This window comes from Cryobacterium sp. TMT4-31 (assembly GCF_004403385.1).
GTDB classification, from domain to species: domain Bacteria; phylum Actinomycetota; class Actinomycetes; order Actinomycetales; family Microbacteriaceae; genus Cryobacterium; species Cryobacterium zongtaii.
This window is the reverse complement of the sequence record NZ_SOGI01000030.1, coordinates 29008-49742: the sequence shown is the minus strand read 5'-3', so window position 1 is coordinate 49742 and position 20735 is coordinate 29008. Positions and strand designations below refer to the sequence as shown.

Genomic DNA, 20735 nt, shown 5'->3' with positions numbered 1-20735 from the left:
CGTGATGCAGATACTCCGCCGGCAAGTTCTGGGTGGTGTGGTTGGTGCGAGGATTCTTATGCGGTTGTGACTGGAATGCGGATGCGGAGCTTGCTGGGCTCGATCCAGGCTTTGAAGGCAACGGCTTTGCCGAACGCGTCGCCGTCGAGTTCTATTTCCTCGGGTCGAGAGAAGCGTGCGGTGAACTCAGAGCCGGTTTCATAGCGCAGGTCGCCGTCGTTCTTCTGTTCCCCGGCGAGGGCCTTGCCCGCTTTGGTTCGACGAACGATGCCGTTGGTCCAGGCCACTTTCACCCATAACCTGATCCAGCCCAGTGCACCGCCTGGCCGGGTCATCATGACATCGAACAAACCGTCATCCAGCACTGCTTCGGGCATCAGCAAGATATTGGCCGGCAACGATCCGCAGTTGCCGAGGATCAGGGTGTGCACCGTTGCTCGCTTGGCAGCGCCGCCGTTGATCTGGAATCGCATGTGCAGCTCATCCGGGTCACGCAGAGACTTGACGATTGCTTTCACATAGGCTGCCCAGCCGGCTTTTGCCTTGAGATCTTCGTCAGTGTTCGTGATCATCTTTGCGTCAAGGCCCAAACCTGCCATCACCACGAACGCGTGCTCGTCGCGCGACTTGTCGTCTCGCTCGATACGAATCATGCCCAGATCAATGGCGCGATCCTCACCGGTGAATGCTGCGCGCACGCTCTCGTGCATGTCACTGAGGGTGAGGTCGAGATTGCGCGCGAGGAGGTTGCCCGTTCCGGAGGGTATAAGCCCAACCGGCACGTCGTGCCCGCGAACGGCCTCGATGACAGCGCGCACGGTACCGTCACCGCCGGCGACGATGATCAGATCAACGCCGAGTTCCAACGCTTTCGCGGTCACGCCCTGGCCGACATCGTCGACGGACGTTTCAAACCACACGCTCTCAGACCACCCCCCGGCCGCTGCCTCCGCATTCACAGCGTTTCGGAGGGCATCGAGATCGACCTTGACGGGGTTGTAAACGACAGCGGCGTTCCGAAGCGTGACATCACTCATTGAGCCACTGTAAACCAGGCAGTACAGAGATGAGCATGCTCGCAGGGAACGAATCTGCGCTCTAACCTCGCGCTTGTCGCCGCACAGGATTTATGATCGTCCCGGCCGCGTGTTTCGGGCTGCCGCCGTAGGTCGATGAAGGGACAGCCGTGTCGAAGTCGAAGAAAACAGGTGCGGTCAAGCGCGTTCCGAAACCTCTATACGAGGATGAGCTGGAACGGTTGCAAGCCGAGCTCGTAGGCATGCAGCAATGGGTCATTGAGACCGGGGCGCGGGTGCTGGTCATCTTCGAGGGTCGAGACGCCGCGGGCAAGGGCGGCGCGATCAAGCGGATCGTCCAATATTTGAATCCGCGCTCCGCCCGGGTCGTCGCACTTCCCACTCCGAGCGAGCGAGAGAAGGGCCAGTGGTATTTCCAGCGCTACATTGAACGGCTTCCCACCGCCGGGGAGATCGTCTTGATGGACCGCTCTTGGTACAACCGTGGTGGCGTCGAACGGGTGATGGGATATTGCACCGATGAGCAATACCGTCTGTTTCTCGAGCAGGTGCCCTTGGTGGAAAAGATGCTCGTTGACGAGGGGATCATTCTGGTGAAGTTCTGGTTCTCTGTGTCTGACAAGGTCCAGGAAGACCGGTTCCGTTCTCGACTGGAAGATCCGATGCGCCGGTGGAAACTCTCCGAGACGGACCTCTTTTCGATTACCCGCTGGGAGGACTACTCGCGAGCCAAGGATGACTTGTTCGCTGTCACGGACCTTCCGTTTGCACGGTGGTGGACGGTTGAGAGCGATGACAAGCGTGCGGCACGAATCAACTCAATCAAGCACCTTCTGTCCAACATCCCCTATGAGCACCGGGTGCCGGACGAAGTGACTATTCCCGATCGCCCGGAAGCAAATGACTACGAGCGGCCCCCGAAGGATGAGGCGAGCCTGGTCACTGATCACGCCAACACTCTGAAGAAGAAATAGGGAGGTCTCATGCTTCGCGCAGGGTGCCCCGCGGCTCGCAGGGCGTCAGGCGAGTTCACGGTGACCCGGCGGGTTCGGCGGGTCAGCTCGGCGTCGAAGTAGCGCTTTTGAGCGCCAAAGCAGATCGCCGACCTTCCAGGCGCAGTTCCATTTCGCTCATGACCACCGCAGCGAGGTCGCCGAGGGTGGCGAGTTCCTCTTCCGAGGCCTGGCGCGGTTCGAAGTCGAGAACGCACAGAGTGCCGAGGTTGTGTCCGTCGCGGGTGCGCAACGGCACCCCGGCGTAGAACTGGAGGCCGAAATTGCTGGCGACGAGGGGATTAGCCAGCGTCCGGGGGTCGAACCGGGCATCCTCGACGACCCAGGGCACGTCGTCCAGGATCGCCGAGGCGCAGAGCCCCGGGTGCCTCTCAATGTGGTCGATCTCCAGGCCGTGGTGGGACGTGAACCAGATCCGGTCCTGGTCGACGATCGTGACGAGCGCGACCGGAACGGAGAACACTCGGGCGGCAATGGCCGTGACGCGGTCGAAGGCCCCGTCGGCCGGTGCTTCCGGCAGTCGATAGCGCGCGACCGCGAGCATCCGGGCTTCTTCGGTCGAAGGCGCGGAAATCGCCGCCACATCTCGGTGCCGGCCGGTCTCGGCAGCGACCATCTGGCGAAGCGCCACGACCAGATCGTGGATGGAGGGGCGGTCCTTCGGGTCGCGGGCGGTCATTGCAGCCAGCAGCGCCCGCCATTCCGGGGCGATGCCGGGCGGAATGGAGGGGTCTTTTCTGAGCCGGGCCAGCGCCGACGGGATCGGGTCGCCGGGAAACGCGATGGTGCGAGTGAAGCACTCGAGAAGAACGAGCCCCAGCGAGTAGACATCGCTGGCCGAGCCGAGCGTCTGACCCCGCGTCTGTTCGGGGCTGAGGTAGGCGGCCGTGCCCGTCGTCACGGCGTCCGGGTCTCGGCGGTCGATGGCGCCTACCAGGGCGATGCCGAAATCGGTCAGCTTCGCGCGGTATCGAGCGCCGCCGTGGTTGTAGTCGACAAGCAGGACGTTGGCCGGCTTGACGTCCCGATGCACAACACCCCGATGATGGATGTACTGCAGGCCTTCAGCCAGGTCGTAGCCGATGTGCGCTATCTGACGAGCCGAGAGAGTGCCCCGCTCGAGCTGGACCTTGAGATCCGCGCCGGTGACGAGCTCCATGACGAAAAAGACACGTGGCCGGCCCACATCCGTGCGGTCGACACCCGCATCGAGCAGGGTGACGAGGCTGTGGTGGCTCAGGCTCGCCAAGAGGTTCACTTCGTCTTCCTGACGACGGATGTCCTTCTCGGTTGTCGCGGACGCCTCGAAGACCTTCACCGCGACATCACGACCCAGCGTTTCGTCCCTGGCGCGGTAGACAGAGCCCTCGCCGCCTCGACCGATCAGTTCCAGCAACCGGTAACGTCCGCGTAGTCGCGGTGGTCCGGCTGCGGTGACCTCAGGTGAGCGCCCGGCCAATGTGATTGCGTCCATAGTGAACCCTTGTTTCGTGGCGCCTCCACCACAGGCGGTCCGGAGTATCCACTTCTAAGACGTAGCTCGAGGCGAATGTGTCACGCCCGCCACCAAAATTGCGGGCTGCATTTCGCATCTGCGTGTCTGATCGATTCCGTTCGGCAGCGTCGGACGGACTCCTTCGGCGGAGCGGGCTCTTGAAGACTGCTATCCGTCGGTACGATCGATTTCACGACTTGAGTGATTCAACCGGTAGCCCGGCGTAGTCTGCTGCGAAATACTGGCCGGCGGACTTGGGAGGACGACGGTGGTGCCGTCCAGACGGCCGTGTACCGCCAGAACAGGCTGCGCCGCAGGGTGACACCGGGCAGCACCCGTCGGGCAACGGCCTTGACCTCGGCGTATGTTTCCGTGGGCGGCTGGATGGGGGAGCGCATGTGAGCGGGCAAGCGGACGGCCGGGCGCGGGTGCAATGCCAAGCCGACCAGCGGATTGAGCAGTGTCGAGATCAGCGACAACGGGATGTCGCGAGCGGTTTCACGGGCGACGCCCACGATGACCAGACGGCCTCCTGGAGCGACGAGCAGGCTCGCTCTGCGCAGAGTTTCCTGAAGGGGGAGGTGGTGGAGTACCGCCACGAACGTGATCAGGTCATACGGGGTGTCGCGGACTTCGGCCCACGTCGATCGGCTGATCACCACGTTGCGGAGCTCCCGCGTGTTGTAACGCGCCGCTTCTACGCTGGCCGGGTCTGGTTCGATGCCACGCACGTCGGAGAGCTCGCGGGACAGGCGTTCGACCAGATGCCCGGTGCCACAACCGACGTCGAGTGCGCGTGACCCTCCGCGGTTGTGAACGCGTCGGGCCTGATAGACGATCCAACCTGAGTAGGCATCGTTGTGCGACCAAGGATGCCGGTCGTTGAATCGGCCAAGCGCCTGAAGTACCGGGGAGGTCAATTGTGCCATCACGCGTCATGATAGCGACTCCAGGACTGGAAGGAGCAGCCGGAACTGTGTCAGCGGTGAGGCGATCGATTTCAAGACGCGCAAATAGCCCTCTCCGAGTCGGACTGGGGGAGATGACTCTGCCGAGCGCGCAACGTCATCCTCCGTGGCCGGTCGTTGAAGCTCTCGCCGCAAACACGATCGCGTTTCCGAAATTCTTGGCGTGTGGAGTGGTCAGGCTGCCAGAAGGCCCGGGCGCTCCCACCGTCCGTTACTGACTGCTCTGCGGGCGTTCGCTAATGACGAGTGTCGTGGTCGTCGTGGTCGTAATATTCCCGACTTCCTGACTTAGCGAGGCCGCGGCTGACCATGTAACCGATGGTTAGGAGCGTGGCGTAGAACCAGGCATCCTGAGCGCCGAATCCCTCACCGTCGTCTCCGTTGTCCACCATGGCCGATGCGATGAACAACCCGACGAGTATGACCACATACGCAATGAACTCAGTGGTCTTGAATGCAGCCTTCGTCTCAGTTGAGAGCCGCGTGACGCGGCCCCTGTTGGTGGTGTTGCTCATGGTACGTTCCTCGTACTTTCAGCTTGTCATTTGGTGCTTTAGAAAAATGCAATCACAAGTCGCAAAAGTTGGCAATAACTCATTTTCCCCTTCTCGGGCGTCCTGAGGTCGGTCGGCGCCGCTGCGACGGTCGATCTCACGAGGCCCTGGTTTGCGGCGCCACAGCGTTGTCGCCGTTCAGCGATGCGTAAACGAAGTCTCCGGGCCCACAAACCCTCGAACCGGACGCTCCTTCTTTATCGTTTCTTCGTCAAACCTGCATCGAGAAGCGCGGGTGGAGGAACCAGAGTCATGACAGGACATTCCAGCAGGAGGAAGTAATGGTCATGAGCGAGTGGCCGATTCTCGCCGGAATTTGTGTGGTGTTCGTCGTTCTCGGGGTGTGGGCGATTGCTCGGATCTTCCCCATAAACGGCCGAGGCAAAAACACACCACCAGGGGACGCAGTCCACCCAACCGAACCCCAGAGAAGAGAAGGTCCATGAACGGGCACAACCACGGTGGCAAGTCGCATCTCATCGGCATGATTCTGATCGGTGTCGTTATTCTCGGCGGCCTGCTCGTGGCCGGAAGATCGATCGGCGAGGCACTTCCCCTCGCAGCGGTTCTGGCGTGCCCCGTGACGATGATCGGGATGACGTTCATGATGATGCGCAGCAAAAACAAGGACGCTGCCGCCCCGCGGGAATCACCCGTCCACAGCGACACCGGCTCCAACGAAGCCGCGAAGACTACGACCCAGGCTTGACCCTCGGGCGTCCGCCCGTCCGCCCGTCCGCCCGTCCGCACGGCATCGGCACGGCGGTGAGTCCGTGCACTTTTGAAGGAGCAATACATGGAGCAGGTCCTGCTCTCCACCACAATCCTCGCCTCGTTCTTAGGCGGCATCGTCGCCCTGCTGGCCCCCTGTTGTGTGTCGGTCATGCTGCCGGCGTTCTTCGCGTCAAGCTTCCGCCGTCGCGGCCCGATCCTGGGAATGACACTTGTTTTCGCTGCCGGTGTCGGCACGATCATCCTGCCCATTGCGTTGGGGGCCGCGATCGTTAGCCGCGCCCTGGCGCAGTACCACTTCTGGATTTTCAGCGTGGTGGGAATTGCCATGGTCGTCGTAGGTGTCGCCACGTTGGTGGGGTGGAAGTTGATGCTCCCGATGCCGTCGGGGAAGAGTTCAGGGTCAGGAATCGGTTCCGTGTACGGGTTGGGCGTGTTTTCTGGCGCGGCGAGTGCCTGTTGTGCACCAGTCCTGGCCGGAGTTGCCGCGATGTCCGGGGCGGCGTCGTCGATTTCTACGGCAGCGCTGGTCGGTATTGCCTACGTCTTCGGCATGGTCGCTCCGCTCTGTGTCCTTGCGCTGGTGTGGGATCGGAAGGACTGGAGCAATAGCCGGCTGCTCACGGCGCGCACTGTCGCCCTGTGGCCCGGCGGACGACGGCTGCCGCTGTCGCTGTCGAGCCTGTTGTCCGGTGGCTTGATGCTCGGGATGGGTATCGTCACCATGATCATCGCGGTTCGCGGCATCGGCATGGCACCCGACGGCTGGCAGGTTCGGGTCACCGCCTGGCTCAACCACACAGCTGTGGTTATTCAGCAGTCCGTCGGCTTCATCCCCGGCTGGCTCTCGGCCCTCGTGGTCTTCATCGCCCTCGCCACCCTGGTGTGGAAGGCGCTGCTCGCCCGACGCCCACAGGGAGGTCACACCTCTTCCGCGACAGAGCCAGATACGGCAGAGCAGGTAGCGGCCGGTTCGACCGCTCCGGCCTGTCACGACACCGCAAAGGAATCACAGTAATGGCATCACGCAACAAGAAGCGCGCCGCAGCGATGCGGCCTCTGAAAATGAACACCAACCGCCTTGCCGTGCTGATCGGTGCCGGCGTGGTCGTGGCCATTTTCGGCGCCTTTTTCCTTATTCTCGCCCAGGAGCCCTCCGGACCCGCCCAGCCGGCCCAGTCCGCTCCTATGGTCAGGAGCGACGATGCGGCTGACTACGCGGTGGGATCTCCGGGGGTGGGAGAGATGGCCCCGGGATTCGCAATGGAGTCCACATCGGGGGACACCGTGGATTTGACTGACTACGCGGGCAAATCGGTGCTCTTGTACTTCCATGAGGGACTGGGCTGCCAGCCCTGTTGGGACCAGATGCGTGACCTGGACGCCGAATCCGATCAGCTCACTGCCGTCGGAGTCGACGCCGTGCTCACAATCACCAGCGGGCCGGTAGACCTGATCGCGCAAAAGATGGAAGATGACAAACTCGCCTCCGTCGCCCTGGCGGACACGAAGATGGACGTCATAAAAGAGTACGGGGCGAACGACTACGGCATGATGGGCGACTCCCGCGCCGGACACAGCTTCATCCTTGTCGGGCCTGACGGCACCATTCAGTGGCGAGCCGACTACGGTGGCGCCCCGGATTACACCATGTACGTGTCCATGACCGACCTTCTCGCCGACATGACGGCTGCCGGGGTGAACGGATGATGATGGTCACCGTCCTGACCCAAGAGGCCTGCCCCTCCTGCGTGAACGCGAAAAACACCTTGGCGCAACTCGCCGACGAGTATCCCTTCAACATCGTGGAGATTCCGTTGGCATCAGCCGAAGGCCGAGATCTTGCGAACCGGGTCGGCATCGTTTTCGCCCCGGGCATCTTGATCGACGGCGAGCTGTTCAGCTACGGTCGCTTGTCCGAAAAGAAATTGCGCCGCCATCTCTCCTCAGTGGAGTGGCCCACCGCACGCCCACCCGCGGGCCCCAGCTGACGGAGGCATAGGCGAACGCACTGGCGAGCTCGTCATTGTCGTTGACGGTTACACCCAGGTCCAGCTCTCCCCGCAGGCAAGGACGGTAGCGCCTATGGAGCCTTCAACCTGGGCAAGCGAGAAGGACCCGGCCTGAGGGGCCGGTCGTATCGATCGCCGGTTCCGCTAACGAACGAAGTCCGATGCCGCGTTCGCCGAGCTCGTGAAGGAGTGAAATCAGACGATCGTCACGAGCCAACCGATCCAACTGGCTGAGTTGGCAAACCAACAAGACGTCACCGGCCCGCAAGCAAGCCAAGCAGGCTGAGAACTGCGGCAACGACGCCCTATTCTTCGACTCGCCGTGGTCCACATACACGCGCTCCGCGCCGGCCGCGGTCAACGCGATTTCTCGCTCATCGACTCTCTGCTTGCGCGTTGCACCACGCGCGTACCCGATGACAGTCATCTTTACCTGCTTCGCTCGCGGAATCCGGGGTCCGACCGCTCGCGTGTCACGGTCGCTCCTGAACCTGGGGCTACAGTGTGGCGAGGATGCCGTTCATGACATCAATCTCGGCGGTCTGGCTGTTCACGATGTTCGTGGCCATGTCCACAGCGTCCGGGAATTGTCCCTCGTCGATCTCGGTCTGAGCCATCGCGATTGCGCCCTGGTGATGAACGATCATCTGTTCGAGAAAGAGTCTTCCAGCGTCTTCTGAGGGCGCGGACTCGAGGGCGTTCATATCGTCGTCAGACATCATGCCGTCCGTGCCGTGATCCATATCGGACATATCCATTTCGCTGGAGCTGGTGTCATCCATGCCCCATGCGGATAGCCAGGATTCGAGCTGCTGGATTTCGGGCTCTTGAGCGTCTTTGATCTCGGTGGCCAGGTCCACGATGCGCTGGTCGATCTCGTCTTTCGCGAGAAGGTCATCGCTCATTTCGACGGCCTGTTCGTGATGGGGGATCATCATCTGGGTGAACTCGACGTCCGCGTCGGCGAGATCAACCGATGAGGCGGAGGACTCGGGGGAGCTGGGGGCGGCGGATGAGCCGGTGTCGGTTGTTCCACCAGCGCAGGCGCTGAGAGTGAGTGCAGTCGCGACGGCTGCGGCAGCAAGAAGATAAGTATGTGGCTTGGGCATTGTCAATCCATTCGGAGTCAGACGTGAAAAATCGGGTCGCCATACGGCGTGGTGAAGGTAGGCGTCGAGTGACGCTAAGGCCATTGCTGGTTTTAGGTGCGACTGATGGAGAGAACGACCAAGCTAGGCCTGAAGAGATGAAGCGCGGGGCCCTGATAGCGAGAGACGACCCGCCCGCCCGCCTCGAGCAGACGCCGATACGTGGCCGGCGAGCTGGCAAGAATGATGAGAGCCGCTAAGACCAGTATCAGGGCGCAGGTTATCGCCCACACGGCGCAATCGAGCATGCCGTCGGCGCTACCGAAAAGGCCGACTTCTGCATGCACGACTACTGGGAGCATCGGCGCCGTCGCCGCGACCGCCACGTCAGTTCCGAAGTCAGCGGCCCTCGGGACGGTGTCGGAATGTGCAGTGGACTCGGCTGCCCCCGAACCTACGCCGTGCTCGCCGATCATGGAGTGCATGGCCAGCAACATGGCTGCCATGACAAGAACCGCCGTGAACGCATAGGCGACTACAGGCCTTTGGTGACGGTCAGCTACGGAATTGCCGTGCGGGTTCATGTCACCTCCAGTGTCGACAAACCAGGTTGAAATCGCGGGTACCCAAAACCGTATCGACACTTGACAAAGTTCAGCTGGGAATGGCGCGGTGCAGCTCAGCTGAAATCCATTGATAGGTCTTTTGACAAAGATTGACTGGGGATATGGGCGGCAGCCGCTCATCAGAGCGGTCCGGGATGAACCCGGAGGGACAATGAGACCATGATGTCAACGACCTTCAGGCCACAAACCGCTGCGGAGCCGCGGCCGCGAGTACTGGTGGTCGACGATGAGGTGCCGCTGCTCGAGTTGGTCGCCGGCTACTTGGAGCGAGATGGGTTCGACGTGCAGACGTCAGCTGACGGCCAGTCTGCGGTGACGACGGCACGAAACTGGGCCCCCGCCATCATCGTTCTCGACTTGGGCCTACCAGGGATGGACGGCATTGAGGTTTGTCGTACCGTGCGCACCTTCACCGATTGCTACATCATCATGCTGACCGCCCGGGTTGACGAAATCGACAAGCTGGTCGGCCTCTCTGTCGGAGCAGACGACTACCTGACCAAGCCTTTCAGCCCGCGAGAGCTCGTGGCTCGAGTGCGCGCTATGCTCCGCCGGCCCCGCCCCAGCGAACAAGCCGCCGCGCTCGGCACACCGCCTCTTGTCTTTGGCTCCCTCCAAATCGACGTCGGCGGCCGCGAAGTCCGCCGAAGCGGTGAAGCGGTGGACCTGACCCGCACCGAGTTCGAGGTGTTGGCGGCATTGGCCGGTCAACCTCGAATCGTCTTCTCTCGGCAGCAACTCATTGATGCCGTATGGGGAGACGGCTGGATGAGCGATCCGCACCTTGTGGATGTGCATATCGGGCACGTACGACGCAAGATCGGTGATGATCCGGCTTCACCGGTTTTTATTAGGACGGTGCGTGGCGTCGGCTACCAGATGGGCGTGGGAGCGTGAGCAGAACACGCACACGGGTCCCTGGCCCTAGGGACCTCAGCGCCCGCCTACTTGGCGCCATCCTCGTCGTAGTTCTCGTCGGAGTCGCAACTGCCTGGGTCGTCGTCGCAGGGATCGGCCCAGCCATTTTCCACGTTCACATGATGGGCACGGGTGGTTCTGGGGCTAACTCGACGGTGCATGCCGAGGAGGCATTCCGGACGGCATCAACGCTCTCCCTAGCCGTGGCCCTCATCGCTGCTCTGGCAGCGTCAGTCGGGGTGAGCCTGTTTCTCTCCCGCCGGATCACCCGGTCCCTGGCACCCGTCACTGAAGCAGCTGGCCGGGTGGCTGACGGGGACTACACCGCGCGTATCCCCGCTGTGGGACTAGGCAGTGAGTTCGACGACCTCACTGCGGCCTTCAACTCGATGGCCACCGATCTCGGTCGGATCGAAGCGACCAGAACGAGGATGCTGGGCGACCTGGCACACGAAATGCGCACCCCCATCACCACGATCGGTGCCTACCTGGAGGCCATCGCCGATGGCGTCCAGCAAGCGGATCCGGCAACCCTCACGATGCTGGGTGACCAGGTCACCCGTCTGGCACGGCTTAGCCAGGACGTCGCCATCGTGACGACCGCCGAAGAAGGCCGACTGACAATGCACCGACGACGCCTGCTCGTTTCTCAGGTCGTCGCGGATGCAGTGGCCCAGGCGACAGCGCAATACGCTGCCCAGAACGTGACGCTGACGGTCACTATGTCCGGAGGCGCCCGGGACGCGGCTGTCGATGGGGACAGCGATCGCATCGGTCAGGTCCTGACAAATCTCCTCGACAACGCGGTTCGACACACCCCGTCCGGGGGCGAGGTCGTGATCTCCGCCGCGGTAGTCGGCGGCAGGGCGGTGGTCGCCGTCTCCGACGAGGGCGATGGAATTCCGGCCGACCACATTTTGCATGTTTTCGAGCGGTTCTACCGAGTGGACGCCAGCAGGGACCGCGCACACGGTGGCTCCGGCGTAGGCCTGGCGATCGCTAAATCCATCACCGAGGCCCACGGTGGAAGCGTTCGAGCAGAAAGCGCGGGTGTCGGCCGAGGAGCGACCTTCACCGTTGAATTGCCGTTGCTCAGCCAGAATCACTAAGGCCAACCGGTTACAGAGGTCGAGCTCAGGTCACCAATATTCAGGGGCGAATCTCGGTGTCTACACGTCGACAAACCTCGGTGTGAAAGAAACGGACACCGCATCGGTTCCTGACGGGCGGCCAGAATATGGCGATACATCAGCCGATGCTGGCAACTGTCACGTGGATGCTATCGATGCGCGTGATCGAACTGGCATCGAGGACCATGGCGATCGAGTCAAATACGAGCCGGCACACTTCGGTGGCCGGCTCAGAGCTGACGGCCCGAAAAGCCACGGACACGTTTATCCCCGCGTCTCCCATGGTGACGGCAACCAGGTTGGACGTGCGTTCTCGGTGCGTCAGCGCGTCGACAATGGCACCGACAATCGTCGCGACGACGGGCTCGGTCGGATACAGTGAGTCCACTCCAGGAACGGCTCGCACCACCGATTCCAATTCTGAGGACAGCGTGTAGGCGAGGTTAGCGGCATCAGTTACAGAATTCGCCGCGTCTTCGGTTGTCTCGACAGAACTGGTGTTCCTGGATGCGCCACCGATGCCGGGGCGAGGCGGGCTGTCAAGCATTTATGCTCCCCCGATCGTTGCGGATAAAACCGCTGCCGGGGTCTGGGGCAACACTCAGACCCTACGGCGGAGCGGACTGTGAGTCAATTTTCGCCGTCATCAGGGACGCAACCATTTCGCCCTTTCGGCTTCGCCTTTCGCCCACATTTGGCACTGCCAGCTGTTGTCGGGGGAGGGCCACCAGTAGAGAATGTCCACATGAGCGAGCTAGATGAAACTCAAGCCATCGATCAGGTGATTGATCGGTTGGCGGAACGGTTCCCGAGTCTGGAGCGCGGCCATATCGCGGACGTCGTCGACGAGGAGCATGGGAAGTTGGATGGGGGTCGGGTTCGTGACTTCGTTCCGGTCCTTGTTGAGAAGGCCGCGAAGAAGCGGCTGAAGAAGGAAGCGAAGGAGTCGAGCGTTGTGGTCGAACAGCTCGAAGCGCTGGGTCCGGTGCCGGACGGTGACCAGGCCCTGGACCCGATAGAAGTCGAGCGCGCAAGTCGTGAGGGACATCGTGGGCCCCTGCTTGGCGATCTACTGGGAGGCACCGGCGCCAACGAACGCTGATGCGCGCCAACCTGAGGGAGTGGTCTAACTCGTAGCCGCCCATCCGTCGCCACTGACACGAAGAACTGTCTTTCCGAGCGCGCGGCGCTCATCCAGCGCGGCGATTGCTTCCGGTGCCTGGGTGAACGGGACGACCTCGCCGATGACCGGCGCGAGCGCACCCCGGGCGACATCAGGAACAAGCCGCGCCCACTGGTCTTGGAGAGACACCGACGGTGAGGGCATGAGGCCTTCCCAGGCGACACCAACGATCGTCGTGTTGGTCAGCAGAAGGCGGTTCACCCGAACGGTCGGGATGCTCCCTCCGGTGAAACCGAGAACGAGCAAGCGGCCGCGGGTAGTTAGCGCCCGCAGCGAATCAGTGAAGCGCTCACCGCCCACCGGATCCAACACCATATCCACCCCACGCCCATCCGTGATGCGGCGGACCTCGGTGAGGAAGTCGAAGGGGGAGATGACGTCATCCGCACCGATGCTTCGTGACAGTTCGGCCTTCTCAGGCGTGGAGACCACAGCGATGACGGATGCGCCCCGTAGCTTCGCCTGTTGGGTGAGCGCCACTCCGAGCCCGCCCGCGGCGCCGTGGATTAACACCGTCTCACCGGCACGAAGATTGCCGCGCTCTCCCAAGGCGAATTCAGCGCTGAGCACATTTATCGGCATCGCCGCACCCTGGATGAAGTCGACACTATCGGGCAAGGGCAACACCCGATCGGCAGGGGTGACGACGTACTCGGCAAACCCGCCGGAACCAGCTACGCCAAGGACCCGGTCGCCGGCGACGAATCCGGAATCGGGATCAGCGTCAGCGATGATGCCGGAGAACTCACATCCCACAGTGAATGGAAGCGGAACTTTCAGCTGATACTCGCCGCGCGACTGCAGCACGTCAGGGTAAGCGACACCGGCGGCATGTACTTCTACGAGTACCTCTCCCGGGCCGCGGCTCGGGATGGGGATTTGCTGCATCTGCAGCAGTCGTGGTCCGCCGTGCGTTGTATTTCGCAGCGCGTGCATCATCGTGCGGTGTGGACTCATGACTCAATCATCCGCCGGTGGATGGCTCGATCGATTCACCTCACCCGTTGTCGCGTCCGACCGGGAGTATCCCCGCGGGAATTTCTATCGGCCGAGCCGTCTGCTGGAATGGGAGCGCAGCCGCGGCACCGTGCGGAGCGAGAGAGACCTCAGGAGGGTGACCATGAGGGGCGACACGCTGCGGCAGCATGCGCGTAACCGCGTCTGGGAGCTCCCGGGGACCACGTTGGAGCATCCGTTCGGGCCGGATTGGGACGTCTTCAAGGTGCGCGAGAAGGTCTTCATGCTGATGACCGAGATCACCGGTGAGCCGATCGTTATCCTCAAGGCCGACCCGGAGGACGCAAGAGCTCTGCGCGAGCAGTACGCGGATATCACCCCCGGCTACCACATGAACAAGCAGCACTGGATCACCTTGCATCCCGACGGAACCCTGGAGAAGGATCTTGTCGACGACCTCGTCACCGAGTCCTATCGGCTCGTCATTGGGAACCTGCCCCATGCCCAGCGGCCGGTCGACCCCCGAACGTTCGGCCAGAGAGAACTGTGACCCCCTCGGGAGAGTGACGTCACCAGCACGCCCGCGACGCCGGCCTAGCGATGGATTGATGCCCGGCTCTCCACCCGGCTCTTCAACGATTGATTGAACGCGACATACCCTCCCGCATTGTGACTCTTCGCGAAGAGGCCTTCGAAGGGCCTGGTGAGGACGCCGGAAAAGGTCTCGGTGTTGGTTACCTGAGTGCTGCCGTCGGTCTTGCGGACGAGGGTGAAGTTGTGCTCGCCGAGGAACAGGGCCGCCCTGATAATCGTCGCCGACCATTGCAGTTCCTGGCTCTCGGTGACAGCGGTGACCGTCGATGTGAACCAAAATCCAGGCATGCGCATTTTGGGTCTGTTCCCGACTTCTGGGACCCCGTCCACACGAGAGAAGTTGCTCCAGTCGCCGTAAGCAGGGAAGTCGGAAAGGACGTCCCAAACCTCTTCGGGTGTGGCCGCGATGTCGATCGTGGGGCTGGAGCGTTCCGGTGGGGCGCGGACGTCAATCGGCAAGACCAGTTGGCCCTCACCGAGAACGACGATCGCATCGGAGAAGAAAACGGGAAACATGGACAACACCCTCGCCGTTTCTGACCGGGATGGGGCGAACATGCTCGTCGCCGACTGGGTCGCCATGTGGAACGGCGACGAAGCGATCGCCGAGGAGATCATCTCCGACGACAACCGTGTTCACGCCGCCATGTTCGATGGGGGCGACAGCGCCGTGGGCGGCGTCTCCGGAATGAAGGACCTCGTCGTGCAGATGGGAACCCTCATGTCCGACCTCGTCTTCTCGATCGACGTCGGTCCCCTCGTCGACGGCGACCACGTCGTGGTCCGTGGGGTGGCAACCGGACACTACGGCGGCGGCATGCCCGGGGGTCGGAGCGCCGGTGGGCAGGGTAATGACCTTCCACGGCACCGACATCCTGCGAATCGCGAACGATCGGGTCATCGAATATTGGCTCAACGCTGACACCCTGGACCTCATGACTCAACTGCCGGTCGGCGCCGGCTGACCATCACTCGTCAGACGAAGACGAGGTGAGTGTCGCAGAGTGCGTCTGGAGCTCGTCTGCTGCGGCACGCAAGTATCGGCTGATCGCGGCCTGCTCCTCGGGCGAGAATTCGAGTGCGAGGCTGTCCAGCGCGGTGAAGAGCGGGGCGAGCTCTCCGAGGATGCGACCCACGGCGGAAGCCTGCGGCACTAGGTTGACTCGACGCCGGTCAGTCGCATCCCGGGCGCGCGCGATGTGGCCCGCAGCTTCGAGGCGGTCCGCCAGTTCGGTCGCCGAGCCGGTACTGATGCCCAAACGGTGGCCAAGTTCGGCCGGCCCGAGCTGGGTTCCTTCCAGATCCATGATGTGACCCATCGCCTCGAAGTCGAGGGCGCGCAGTCCCACCTTGGAGGCCAGGGCGTGCTCGAGCTGGGACGCGGCGCGATTCACCGAGCGCAGCGCCCACGACAGTTCTGCAGCCGACATTCTGCTGCGCTCGACCTGCTCCGCTCCCGGGATGTCGCTGTTTTTCGCCATGGCCACATCATAGTTGACATTTCCTTCCGTAACGGAGACACTCGGTAAAGGAGCTAAAGGAAGGGAATAGTCATGACCGCACTCCCACCCACCACTGCCGCACCGCACATGCCGCTCAACCCGACTCAGCTTCGTGGGCTGCTTGTTGTGCTCTGTGCCGCCCTCGCGCTGGTCGTTGCGGGCAACTCGGCACTGGCGATCGCCTTGCCCGACATCGCGATCGACCTTGAGGCTGACCAGTCCGAGCTGACCTGGATCATCGATGCGTACGCCCTGACCTTCGCCGCCCTCCTTCTCACTGCGGGCATCGCCGCTGACCGAGTCGGGCGGCGCACGATTCTCGTGATGGGCTTGCTGATCTTCGGGGCGGCCAACGTCGCGTCAGCGTTCGCGCCCGACCCCGGCTGGTTCATCGCCCTGCGGGCCATTGCCGGGGTGGGCGCCGCCGCGGTCTTTCCCGTAACCCTCTCCGCGCTCGTTGATGCGTATCCGCCCGAGCGACGAACCTTTGCCATCGGAGTGTGGTCGGGGGTCAGCTCTGCCGGCGCGGTGGCTGGCACGATCATCGCCGGTGCTCTCCTCGAAGCGTATTGGTGGGGAAGCGTGCAACTGGTGTTCGGCAGCGTCGCCGTTGCCCTGATCATCCCGGTACTGATGCTCGTTGCGCAGAATCGCAACCCGCGGCTTTCTCTCGACCCGTTGGGCGCACTCTGGTCGATCATCGCTTTGGCTGGGCTCGTCTTCGGCGTGGTTGAGGGCCCTCAGCGCGGATGGCTCGACCTCGTCACCCTGCTGGCGTTCGCCGTCGGCGCTCTGGGTTTCGTGGCGTTCGTCGTGCACCAGTTGCGTGCGAAAGATCCGTCGCTCGACGTGAGGCTGTTCGCCAATCGTGGACTGGCCGCGGGATCCCTCATCGTCACCGTTCAGTTTTTCGCCTCGCTCGGGTTCTTCGTGCTTTCGCCGCAGTATCTGCAAATCGTGTTGGAGTACACGCCGCTCGGAGCGGCTCTGGCCCTGCTCATCGTTCCCGTCGGCGTCGGCGCAGGCATCGGGATATCGGCCGCACTCGAAAGGAGGTTTGGTGCACGCGTACCCGGCTCATTGGGCCTGCTGCTCATGGGGGTCGGGCTCTTCGTCTGCGCAGCGGGCCTGGCCGGCGGGGTGGATGCTTCGATCTGGGTGTTGGGAGCCGGCGTCCTGGTGTTCGGCATCGGGTTTGGCATGGGGATCACCCCCGGAACCCAACTCATCATTGAGGGTCTCCCCGCGGAGCGGCGCTCCGTCGCGAGCGCCGTCAACGACATCACCCGCGAGGTCGGCGGCGTGCTCGGAATCGCCGTGCTCTCGAGTGTCCTGATCAGCTTCTACCGGAGCGACATCAAGCCGGCGCTTGACGGGATTCCCGACCAGGTGCGCCAGGTCGTCGACGCCGGCGCCGGTGCCGCGATCGGCATCGCCGATTCGTTCGGCCCGGAAGGCGAGGCCCTCGCACGTGCTGCCCGGGAAGCGTTCGCGGTCGGGTTCAGCGCGGCGATGCTCGCCGGGGCCGTGACCCTGGTCGTAGCGTCGATCATCACCTTCCTCATCGCACCCGCTCAGCACGAAGTCGCGACGGGTGAATTCCCAGCAGACGCCCACCGGTAGTTAACCTGGTGCTTACCTTGCGGGCTGAGGATTACATCATGATCACCATGACAGCCATCGTGCGCCCGGTCGAATCGCTCCGTAGTTTCCCGCAACTGGGCCAGAATCTTCGTCGGCACTACGAACACACACTGTTGTTTACGGATCAAATGTTCGTAATCTTTCCCGGCATCGGTGCGGTCCTCGTGACCGAGCACTCCAGCAGGTATCGATTCGACATCGTGGGAACCGATCAGGCAATCGCCGACCATCGCGTCATGAAGCTTGAGGCCTACATACTGAACGAAACCGGCGGTCAACGCATCCGGTTTGATTGGGCCAAGGCCGCCTACGTCCCTGTGCCCTTCCGGTAGGCAGCACCTCGCACAGGCGGACCGGTGTGACGGCCAGGCTCGAGGAACGAGCATGTAGACGACGTGCAGAGCACCGGACACCACGGCTCCCAGCATGAAGCCGCTCCGGTCGGTGCTCCGGGCTTTTGTCCTGTCAGATGACGGCCCCTAACAGGTAGCCCCTTTCCTCCTGTCCCGCCCGCGCGGATAATGAGGACATGGATGTGCCGCCGGCGCCCGGCGAGTTCGACGAATCCACCGAGTTGGAGCGCCTGCGGCGACGCGCGTACGGACGGAATGCCGACATCGCGGGGGATGCGGCGGCTCGGGCTCGGCTCACCGAACTGGAGGCCGCGGTCACCGACCCCGACCCTGACTCACGGGCGGTCACCGAGAGCGACCCCGCCGAGGGTCCGATCGCGGATTCCGTTCCCATCGGCGAAGCCCCCGCGGCGCCATGGTGGCGCCGCCGCCGAAGCTGGCTGACGATCCTCGGCGGGACCATCACGACCCTCGCCCTAACCGCGGCCATCGTCGCGTGGATGCAGCCATCTGCGCCGGACTACGTGCGCACGCCGAACTACGCATTTCCCCCGGACGCCATTCTCGGGCTGGTGTCGGAGGGCACGGAGGCCGATGAGCCGAACGACCCGCACGGCACTCTCAACCGGCTGGGGCTGAATGCCGATGCGATGCGGCGCTACGAAACCTACGGGTACCTCACCGTCTGGAGCGGGAAATCTCGCTACGGTTCTACCTGCCTGCTCGTGGCCCATCCCGTTCAAGGGCTCAACGAGGGGATCGGTGCCGAAGCGTGTTCCCCCGACGGTGACGAGACCATCGCTGACCTAGCGCAGACGACGCGCAGTCTCACCCGGTTCGTGCTCAAGAGTGACCATGTCGATGTTTACGAGTACGTGCGGCCCGCGGAGCCGGGCCCGCCGCCAGGCTGACCAGACGCCGCGAGCTGATCCGGTCGACCGGTGTCCGCGTGCCCACTAGCGTGAGTGTCGGGGGATCAATGACCTGTGGTATCTCTTCATAGTCTCTCGGCAATCTGGTGCGCCGAGCGGGCCGGTCGAGCCGATGGCACTATCTGGCCGTCAGGCTGCCTGCGCCGCTGCCGCACCTCATCCTCGACGCGACCTCGAACAACAGGCTCGGCAGCGACCTGCCCACCGGAGTCGATCGCGCCCAGCGGTTGTCTCTTGAGGGAGGTTTCGACCGGTGGTTCCACCTGTATAGGCCGGTCACGTACCGGTCGGACGTGCTCTACCTGCTGCCAGCGCTCGTCGATATCGGGATGAACGGGTAACCGGGCAGGAGGTCGCCCCGGTTCCTTTTTTGCACGTTGCTCTACGTCGTGCCCGGGATCTTCGCGTTTGCCGGGCTGATGTCCATCATCGACGGCAGGTAAGACCAGGCCGGGCGCCCAACCCTTGACACGCTACTTGTTTTTTGCAAGTGTGGATGGTGTCCATCTCCGGACCCCTCAGTGATACCGAACCCACGAAAGGAAGAGCACCATGACTTCGATGTTCGTCAATCTGCCGGTGACCGATCTGGATCGCGCGAAGGCCTTCTACACGGCGATCGGATTCACCATCAACCCGCTTTTCACTGATCACAACGCGGCCTGCGTCGTCGTAGAGGAGGATCACAGCGCGATCATGCTGCTGGTCCGCGCGTATTTCCAAACCTTCACCGAGCTTCCCCTCGGTGACCCGGCCGTGAACCCGTCGGTGTCGACCGCAATCTTCCTGGACAGCCGGGAAGCGGTAGACGCCAGCGTCGCCGGGGGCGTCGCAGCCGGAGGCACGGAGGCGCAGGAGCCTTCCGACTACGGCTTCATGTATCAGCGTCAACTCACTGACCCCGACGGCAACATTGTCGAGTTCGGCTACATGGAGCCGGTCGCCGCCGAGCAGGGGCCGGGCGCCGTCCTGAACCAGCAGGCCTAGCCAGCGATGGCTGCACGCGACTATGGGCAGTACTCCGGTGTCTCCCGCGCCATGGAACTCGTGGGCGAGCGCTGGGCCCTGCTCATTGTTCGCGACCTGCTCGTTGGGCCGCGCCGCTATGGAGAACTCGCCGAGGGACTGCCTCGCATCCCGAGCAACATCCTGGCGGCGCGACTCAAGGAACTGCAGTCGGCCGGTGTGATCCGCCGGGCACCGCGCTCGCGCGTGATCGTCTACGAGCTGACGCCGTACGGCCGCGAGCTCGAGCCCGTTGTGCTGGCGTTCGGCGCCTGGGGCTTCAAGGCGATGGGTGAGCCGCGGGATGAGCAAGTCATCACTCCCGACTCGCTGACGATGGATCTGCGAACGACGTTCCGCGCCCAGGTGGCAGCGAAGCTGCCCCCCACCGCCTACGCGGCGCAATTCGGTGGCGCCGAGCTGCTCATCAGGGTAAAGGGCAGAACCCTGGACGTGACCCGCGGGGACGGACCAGCAGACCTCGCCTTTGTGGCCGGTCCGGACATCCACCTGCTCATTCTGGGTGAGCTCGCACCGGCTCGTGCGATCACAACGGGGGTGATCAAGGTGCTACATGGACGTGCCGACCTGCTCGACCGTTTCGCGAGCACCTTCAATCTGGTCGCCTGATCACGAGCGCGACCGCGTCGTCCGGCGTAGCTTGGGGGGCAAACGGCGTCACCTTGACCTGAGGGAGCTGAAGATGAAACGACGACTTCGATGCCGGCCCGGGTTGCACAAATGGGTCATCAAGCAGGACTCGCCGGACGCGCCGAGGTACCACGGCTGCCGCTTCTGCGACAAGATCAGGGACGACAGACAGCCCATTGCCGACCTTGGCGGCGGCTTTTGAGTCTCCGGGTGTTGCACCGAGTGCTTCAAACTCCGAGACTCGAAACCATCGGTTCGGTCGAGCCTCACTGTGACGAAAGTCCCGCTTCACCCCGCGTAGCGTTGACCGGGCGGGATCGACATGCCTGACGATGTGGGCA

General features: G+C 63.0%; 27 protein-coding genes. 16 read left to right on the top strand and 11 right to left on the bottom strand.

What is annotated here, in order from left to right; translation table 11 throughout:
• Positions 1-56 precede the first annotated feature (56 nt).
• Positions 57-1037 carry a diacylglycerol kinase family protein gene (locus E3T19_RS06835; protein WP_134408416.1) on the bottom strand — a complete coding sequence of 327 codons (981 nt, stop codon included), beginning with the start codon at positions 1035-1037 and terminating at the stop codon, positions 57-59.
• 149 nt (positions 1038-1186) lie between these two features.
• Here E3T19_RS06835 and ppk2 point away from each other — a divergent pair, with 149 nt between their 5' ends.
• Entirely contained in the window at positions 1187-2011 is an 825-nt protein-coding gene (ppk2, locus tag E3T19_RS06830; protein ID WP_088456552.1) for a polyphosphate kinase 2, read from the top strand.
• 82 nt (positions 2012-2093) lie between these two features.
• Here the strand turns inward: ppk2 and E3T19_RS06825 are convergent, their stop codons facing one another.
• From E3T19_RS06825 to E3T19_RS06815, 3 genes are all read right to left on the bottom strand, one after another.
• On the bottom strand, positions 2094-3524 hold the full coding sequence (locus E3T19_RS06825; RefSeq protein WP_134408415.1) for a protein kinase: 1431 nt from the start codon (positions 3522-3524) through the stop codon (positions 2094-2096).
• Positions 3525-3751: 227 nt separating this feature from the next.
• Entirely contained in the window at positions 3752-4474 is a 723-nt protein-coding gene (locus E3T19_RS06820; protein WP_134408414.1) for a bifunctional 2-polyprenyl-6-hydroxyphenol methylase/3-demethylubiquinol 3-O-methyltransferase UbiG, read from the bottom strand.
• A 275-nt stretch (positions 4475-4749) separates the two neighbouring features.
• Complete coding sequence (locus E3T19_RS06815) at positions 4750-5028, bottom strand: hypothetical protein (RefSeq protein ID WP_088456549.1); 279 nt, start codon at positions 5026-5028, stop codon at positions 4750-4752.
• Positions 5029-5509: 481 nt separating this feature from the next.
• Between E3T19_RS06815 and E3T19_RS06810 the strand changes: the two genes are divergently transcribed.
• From E3T19_RS06810 to E3T19_RS06795, 4 genes are all read left to right on the top strand, one after another.
• Complete coding sequence (locus E3T19_RS06810; RefSeq protein ID WP_088456548.1) at positions 5510-5776, top strand: hypothetical protein; 267 nt, start codon at positions 5510-5512, stop codon at positions 5774-5776.
• Between the two features lie 87 nt (positions 5777-5863).
• Positions 5864-6817 carry a cytochrome c biogenesis CcdA family protein gene (locus E3T19_RS06805; RefSeq protein ID WP_134408413.1) on the top strand — a complete coding sequence of 318 codons (954 nt, stop codon included), beginning with the start codon at positions 5864-5866 and terminating at the stop codon, positions 6815-6817.
• Positions 6817-7509: a peroxiredoxin family protein gene (locus E3T19_RS06800; protein WP_134408412.1), complete on the top strand. Its 693-nt coding sequence runs from the start codon at positions 6817-6819 to the stop codon at positions 7507-7509. The genes E3T19_RS06805 and E3T19_RS06800 overlap by 1 nt, the downstream gene beginning before the upstream one ends.
• Complete coding sequence (locus E3T19_RS06795; protein WP_134408411.1) at positions 7506-7790, top strand: thioredoxin family protein; 285 nt, start codon at positions 7506-7508, stop codon at positions 7788-7790. The genes E3T19_RS06800 and E3T19_RS06795 overlap by 4 nt, the downstream gene beginning before the upstream one ends.
• A 103-nt stretch (positions 7791-7893) precedes the next feature.
• On the opposite strand, the gene E3T19_RS19615 is transcribed toward E3T19_RS06795, so the two are convergent.
• The 3 genes from E3T19_RS19615 to E3T19_RS06780 form a co-directional block, all read right to left on the bottom strand.
• Positions 7894-8238, bottom strand: coding sequence for a recombinase family protein (locus E3T19_RS19615; RefSeq protein ID WP_134408410.1), 345 nt, complete (start codon positions 8236-8238; stop codon positions 7894-7896).
• 70 nt (positions 8239-8308) lie between these two features.
• Positions 8309-8920, bottom strand: a complete 612-nt coding sequence (locus E3T19_RS06785) for a DUF305 domain-containing protein (protein ID WP_134408409.1) — start codon at positions 8918-8920, stop codon at positions 8309-8311.
• A gap of 92 nt (positions 8921-9012) precedes the next feature.
• Positions 9013-9483, bottom strand: coding sequence for a hypothetical protein (locus E3T19_RS06780; RefSeq protein WP_134408408.1), 471 nt, complete (start codon positions 9481-9483; stop codon positions 9013-9015).
• 201 nt (positions 9484-9684) lie between these two features.
• On the opposite strand from E3T19_RS06780, the gene E3T19_RS06775 reads away from it, so the two are divergent.
• Together E3T19_RS06775 and E3T19_RS06770 are read left to right on the top strand one after the other, a co-directional pair.
• Positions 9685-10422, top strand: a complete 738-nt coding sequence (locus E3T19_RS06775; protein WP_134408407.1) for a response regulator transcription factor — start codon at positions 9685-9687, stop codon at positions 10420-10422.
• 140 nt (positions 10423-10562) lie between these two features.
• Positions 10563-11552: an ATP-binding protein gene (locus E3T19_RS06770; RefSeq protein WP_240632202.1), complete on the top strand. Its 990-nt coding sequence runs from the start codon at positions 10563-10565 to the stop codon at positions 11550-11552.
• Positions 11553-11691: 139 nt separating this feature from the next.
• On the opposite strand, the gene E3T19_RS06765 is transcribed toward E3T19_RS06770, so the two are convergent.
• Positions 11692-12120 (bottom strand): hypothetical protein, encoded by a 429-nt coding sequence (locus E3T19_RS06765; RefSeq protein WP_134408406.1) that lies wholly within the window; start codon positions 12118-12120, stop codon positions 11692-11694.
• 198 nt (positions 12121-12318) lie between these two features.
• Here E3T19_RS06765 and E3T19_RS19355 point away from each other — a divergent pair, with 198 nt between their 5' ends.
• Positions 12319-12675: a three-helix bundle dimerization domain-containing protein gene (locus E3T19_RS19355; protein ID WP_240632201.1), complete on the top strand. Its 357-nt coding sequence runs from the start codon at positions 12319-12321 to the stop codon at positions 12673-12675.
• Positions 12676-12699: 24 nt separating this feature from the next.
• Here E3T19_RS19355 and E3T19_RS06755 read toward each other — a convergent pair whose 3' ends face one another.
• Positions 12700-13713: an NADPH:quinone oxidoreductase family protein gene (locus E3T19_RS06755; protein ID WP_241980058.1), complete on the bottom strand. Its 1014-nt coding sequence runs from the start codon at positions 13711-13713 to the stop codon at positions 12700-12702.
• A 163-nt stretch (positions 13714-13876) separates the two neighbouring features.
• Here E3T19_RS06755 and E3T19_RS06750 point away from each other — a divergent pair, with 163 nt between their 5' ends.
• Entirely contained in the window at positions 13877-14263 is a 387-nt protein-coding gene (locus E3T19_RS06750) for an MmcQ/YjbR family DNA-binding protein (RefSeq protein WP_134408405.1), read from the top strand.
• A 44-nt stretch (positions 14264-14307) separates the two neighbouring features.
• Here the strand turns inward: E3T19_RS06750 and E3T19_RS06745 are convergent, their stop codons facing one another.
• A complete protein-coding gene (locus E3T19_RS06745; RefSeq protein ID WP_166788813.1) occupies positions 14308-14823 on the bottom strand; it encodes an SRPBCC domain-containing protein in 516 nt (171 codons plus the stop codon).
• Here E3T19_RS06745 and E3T19_RS19350 point away from each other — a divergent pair.
• Positions 14822-15229 (top strand): ester cyclase, encoded by a 408-nt coding sequence (locus E3T19_RS19350; RefSeq protein ID WP_241980056.1) that lies wholly within the window; start codon positions 14822-14824, stop codon positions 15227-15229. The two genes, E3T19_RS06745 and E3T19_RS19350, sit on opposite strands and share 2 nt — an antisense overlap.
• Positions 15230-15275: 46 nt before the next feature.
• Here E3T19_RS19350 and E3T19_RS06735 read toward each other — a convergent pair whose 3' ends face one another.
• Entirely contained in the window at positions 15276-15788 is a 513-nt protein-coding gene (locus tag E3T19_RS06735; RefSeq protein ID WP_134408403.1) for a MarR family transcriptional regulator, read from the bottom strand.
• Between the two features lie 72 nt (positions 15789-15860).
• On the opposite strand from E3T19_RS06735, the gene E3T19_RS06730 reads away from it, so the two are divergent.
• The 6 genes from E3T19_RS06730 to E3T19_RS06705 all read left to right on the top strand — a co-directional run bounded on the left by E3T19_RS06730 (position 15861) and on the right by E3T19_RS06705 (position 20373).
• Complete coding sequence (locus E3T19_RS06730; protein ID WP_134408402.1) at positions 15861-17432, top strand: MFS transporter; 1572 nt, start codon at positions 15861-15863, stop codon at positions 17430-17432.
• 38 nt (positions 17433-17470) lie between these two features.
• Positions 17471-17785 (top strand): hypothetical protein, encoded by a 315-nt coding sequence (locus E3T19_RS06725; RefSeq protein ID WP_134408401.1) that lies wholly within the window; start codon positions 17471-17473, stop codon positions 17783-17785.
• Positions 17786-17982: 197 nt separating this feature from the next.
• On the top strand, positions 17983-18717 hold the full coding sequence (locus E3T19_RS06720) for a hypothetical protein (protein ID WP_134408400.1): 735 nt from the start codon (positions 17983-17985) through the stop codon (positions 18715-18717).
• A 107-nt stretch (positions 18718-18824) separates the two neighbouring features.
• Positions 18825-19079: a hypothetical protein gene (locus E3T19_RS06715; RefSeq protein ID WP_134408399.1), complete on the top strand. Its 255-nt coding sequence runs from the start codon at positions 18825-18827 to the stop codon at positions 19077-19079.
• 211 nt (positions 19080-19290) lie between these two features.
• On the top strand, positions 19291-19725 hold the full coding sequence (locus E3T19_RS06710; RefSeq protein WP_088456532.1) for a VOC family protein: 435 nt from the start codon (positions 19291-19293) through the stop codon (positions 19723-19725).
• Positions 19726-19731: 6 nt separating this feature from the next.
• Positions 19732-20373 carry a helix-turn-helix domain-containing protein gene (locus E3T19_RS06705; RefSeq protein ID WP_134408398.1) on the top strand — a complete coding sequence of 214 codons (642 nt, stop codon included), beginning with the start codon at positions 19732-19734 and terminating at the stop codon, positions 20371-20373.
• The last annotated feature ends 362 nt before the right edge of the window (positions 20374-20735 follow it).

What these genes read in the sequence shown, in the direction of transcription:
- E3T19_RS06820 (WP_134408414.1), bottom strand. Translation starts at nt 4,474, where the DNA reads ATGGCACAATTGACCTCCCCGGTACTTCAGGCGCTTGGCCGATTCAAC.
- E3T19_RS06835 (WP_134408416.1), bottom strand. Translation starts at nt 1,037, where the DNA reads ATGAGTGATGTCACGCTTCGGAACGCCGCTGTCGTTTACAACCCCGTC.
- E3T19_RS19350 (WP_241980056.1), top strand. Translation starts at nt 14,822, where the DNA reads ATGGACAACACCCTCGCCGTTTCTGACCGGGATGGGGCGAACATGCTC.
- E3T19_RS06800 (WP_134408412.1), top strand. Translation starts at nt 6,817, where the DNA reads ATGGCATCACGCAACAAGAAGCGCGCCGCAGCGATGCGGCCTCTGAAA.
- E3T19_RS06770 (WP_240632202.1), top strand. Translation starts at nt 10,563, where the DNA reads ATGATGGGCACGGGTGGTTCTGGGGCTAACTCGACGGTGCATGCCGAG.
- E3T19_RS06710 (WP_088456532.1), top strand. Translation starts at nt 19,291, where the DNA reads ATGACTTCGATGTTCGTCAATCTGCCGGTGACCGATCTGGATCGCGCG.
- E3T19_RS06795 (WP_134408411.1), top strand. Translation starts at nt 7,506, where the DNA reads ATGATGATGGTCACCGTCCTGACCCAAGAGGCCTGCCCCTCCTGCGTG.
- E3T19_RS06765 (WP_134408406.1), bottom strand. Translation starts at nt 12,120, where the DNA reads ATGCTTGACAGCCCGCCTCGCCCCGGCATCGGTGGCGCATCCAGGAAC.
- E3T19_RS06775 (WP_134408407.1), top strand. Translation starts at nt 9,685, where the DNA reads ATGATGTCAACGACCTTCAGGCCACAAACCGCTGCGGAGCCGCGGCCG.
- E3T19_RS06810 (WP_088456548.1), top strand. Translation starts at nt 5,510, where the DNA reads ATGAACGGGCACAACCACGGTGGCAAGTCGCATCTCATCGGCATGATT.
- E3T19_RS06705 (WP_134408398.1), top strand. Translation starts at nt 19,732, where the DNA reads ATGGCTGCACGCGACTATGGGCAGTACTCCGGTGTCTCCCGCGCCATG.
- E3T19_RS06755 (WP_241980058.1), bottom strand. Translation starts at nt 13,713, where the DNA reads ATGAGTCCACACCGCACGATGATGCACGCGCTGCGAAATACAACGCAC.
- E3T19_RS06780 (WP_134408408.1), bottom strand. Translation starts at nt 9,483, where the DNA reads ATGAACCCGCACGGCAATTCCGTAGCTGACCGTCACCAAAGGCCTGTA.
- E3T19_RS06825 (WP_134408415.1), bottom strand. Translation starts at nt 3,524, where the DNA reads ATGGACGCAATCACATTGGCCGGGCGCTCACCTGAGGTCACCGCAGCC.
- E3T19_RS06735 (WP_134408403.1), bottom strand. Translation starts at nt 15,788, where the DNA reads ATGGCGAAAAACAGCGACATCCCGGGAGCGGAGCAGGTCGAGCGCAGC.
- E3T19_RS19355 (WP_240632201.1), top strand. Translation starts at nt 12,319, where the DNA reads ATGAGCGAGCTAGATGAAACTCAAGCCATCGATCAGGTGATTGATCGG.
- E3T19_RS06725 (WP_134408401.1), top strand. Translation starts at nt 17,471, where the DNA reads ATGATCACCATGACAGCCATCGTGCGCCCGGTCGAATCGCTCCGTAGT.
- E3T19_RS06745 (WP_166788813.1), bottom strand. Translation starts at nt 14,823, where the DNA reads ATGTTTCCCGTTTTCTTCTCCGATGCGATCGTCGTTCTCGGTGAGGGC.
- E3T19_RS06805 (WP_134408413.1), top strand. Translation starts at nt 5,864, where the DNA reads ATGGAGCAGGTCCTGCTCTCCACCACAATCCTCGCCTCGTTCTTAGGC.
- E3T19_RS19615 (WP_134408410.1), bottom strand. Translation starts at nt 8,238, where the DNA reads ATGACTGTCATCGGGTACGCGCGTGGTGCAACGCGCAAGCAGAGAGTC.
- E3T19_RS06815 (WP_088456549.1), bottom strand. Translation starts at nt 5,028, where the DNA reads ATGAGCAACACCACCAACAGGGGCCGCGTCACGCGGCTCTCAACTGAG.
- E3T19_RS06730 (WP_134408402.1), top strand. Translation starts at nt 15,861, where the DNA reads ATGACCGCACTCCCACCCACCACTGCCGCACCGCACATGCCGCTCAAC.
- E3T19_RS06720 (WP_134408400.1), top strand. Translation starts at nt 17,983, where the DNA reads ATGGATGTGCCGCCGGCGCCCGGCGAGTTCGACGAATCCACCGAGTTG.
- E3T19_RS06750 (WP_134408405.1), top strand. Translation starts at nt 13,877, where the DNA reads ATGAGGGGCGACACGCTGCGGCAGCATGCGCGTAACCGCGTCTGGGAG.
- E3T19_RS06785 (WP_134408409.1), bottom strand. Translation starts at nt 8,920, where the DNA reads ATGCCCAAGCCACATACTTATCTTCTTGCTGCCGCAGCCGTCGCGACT.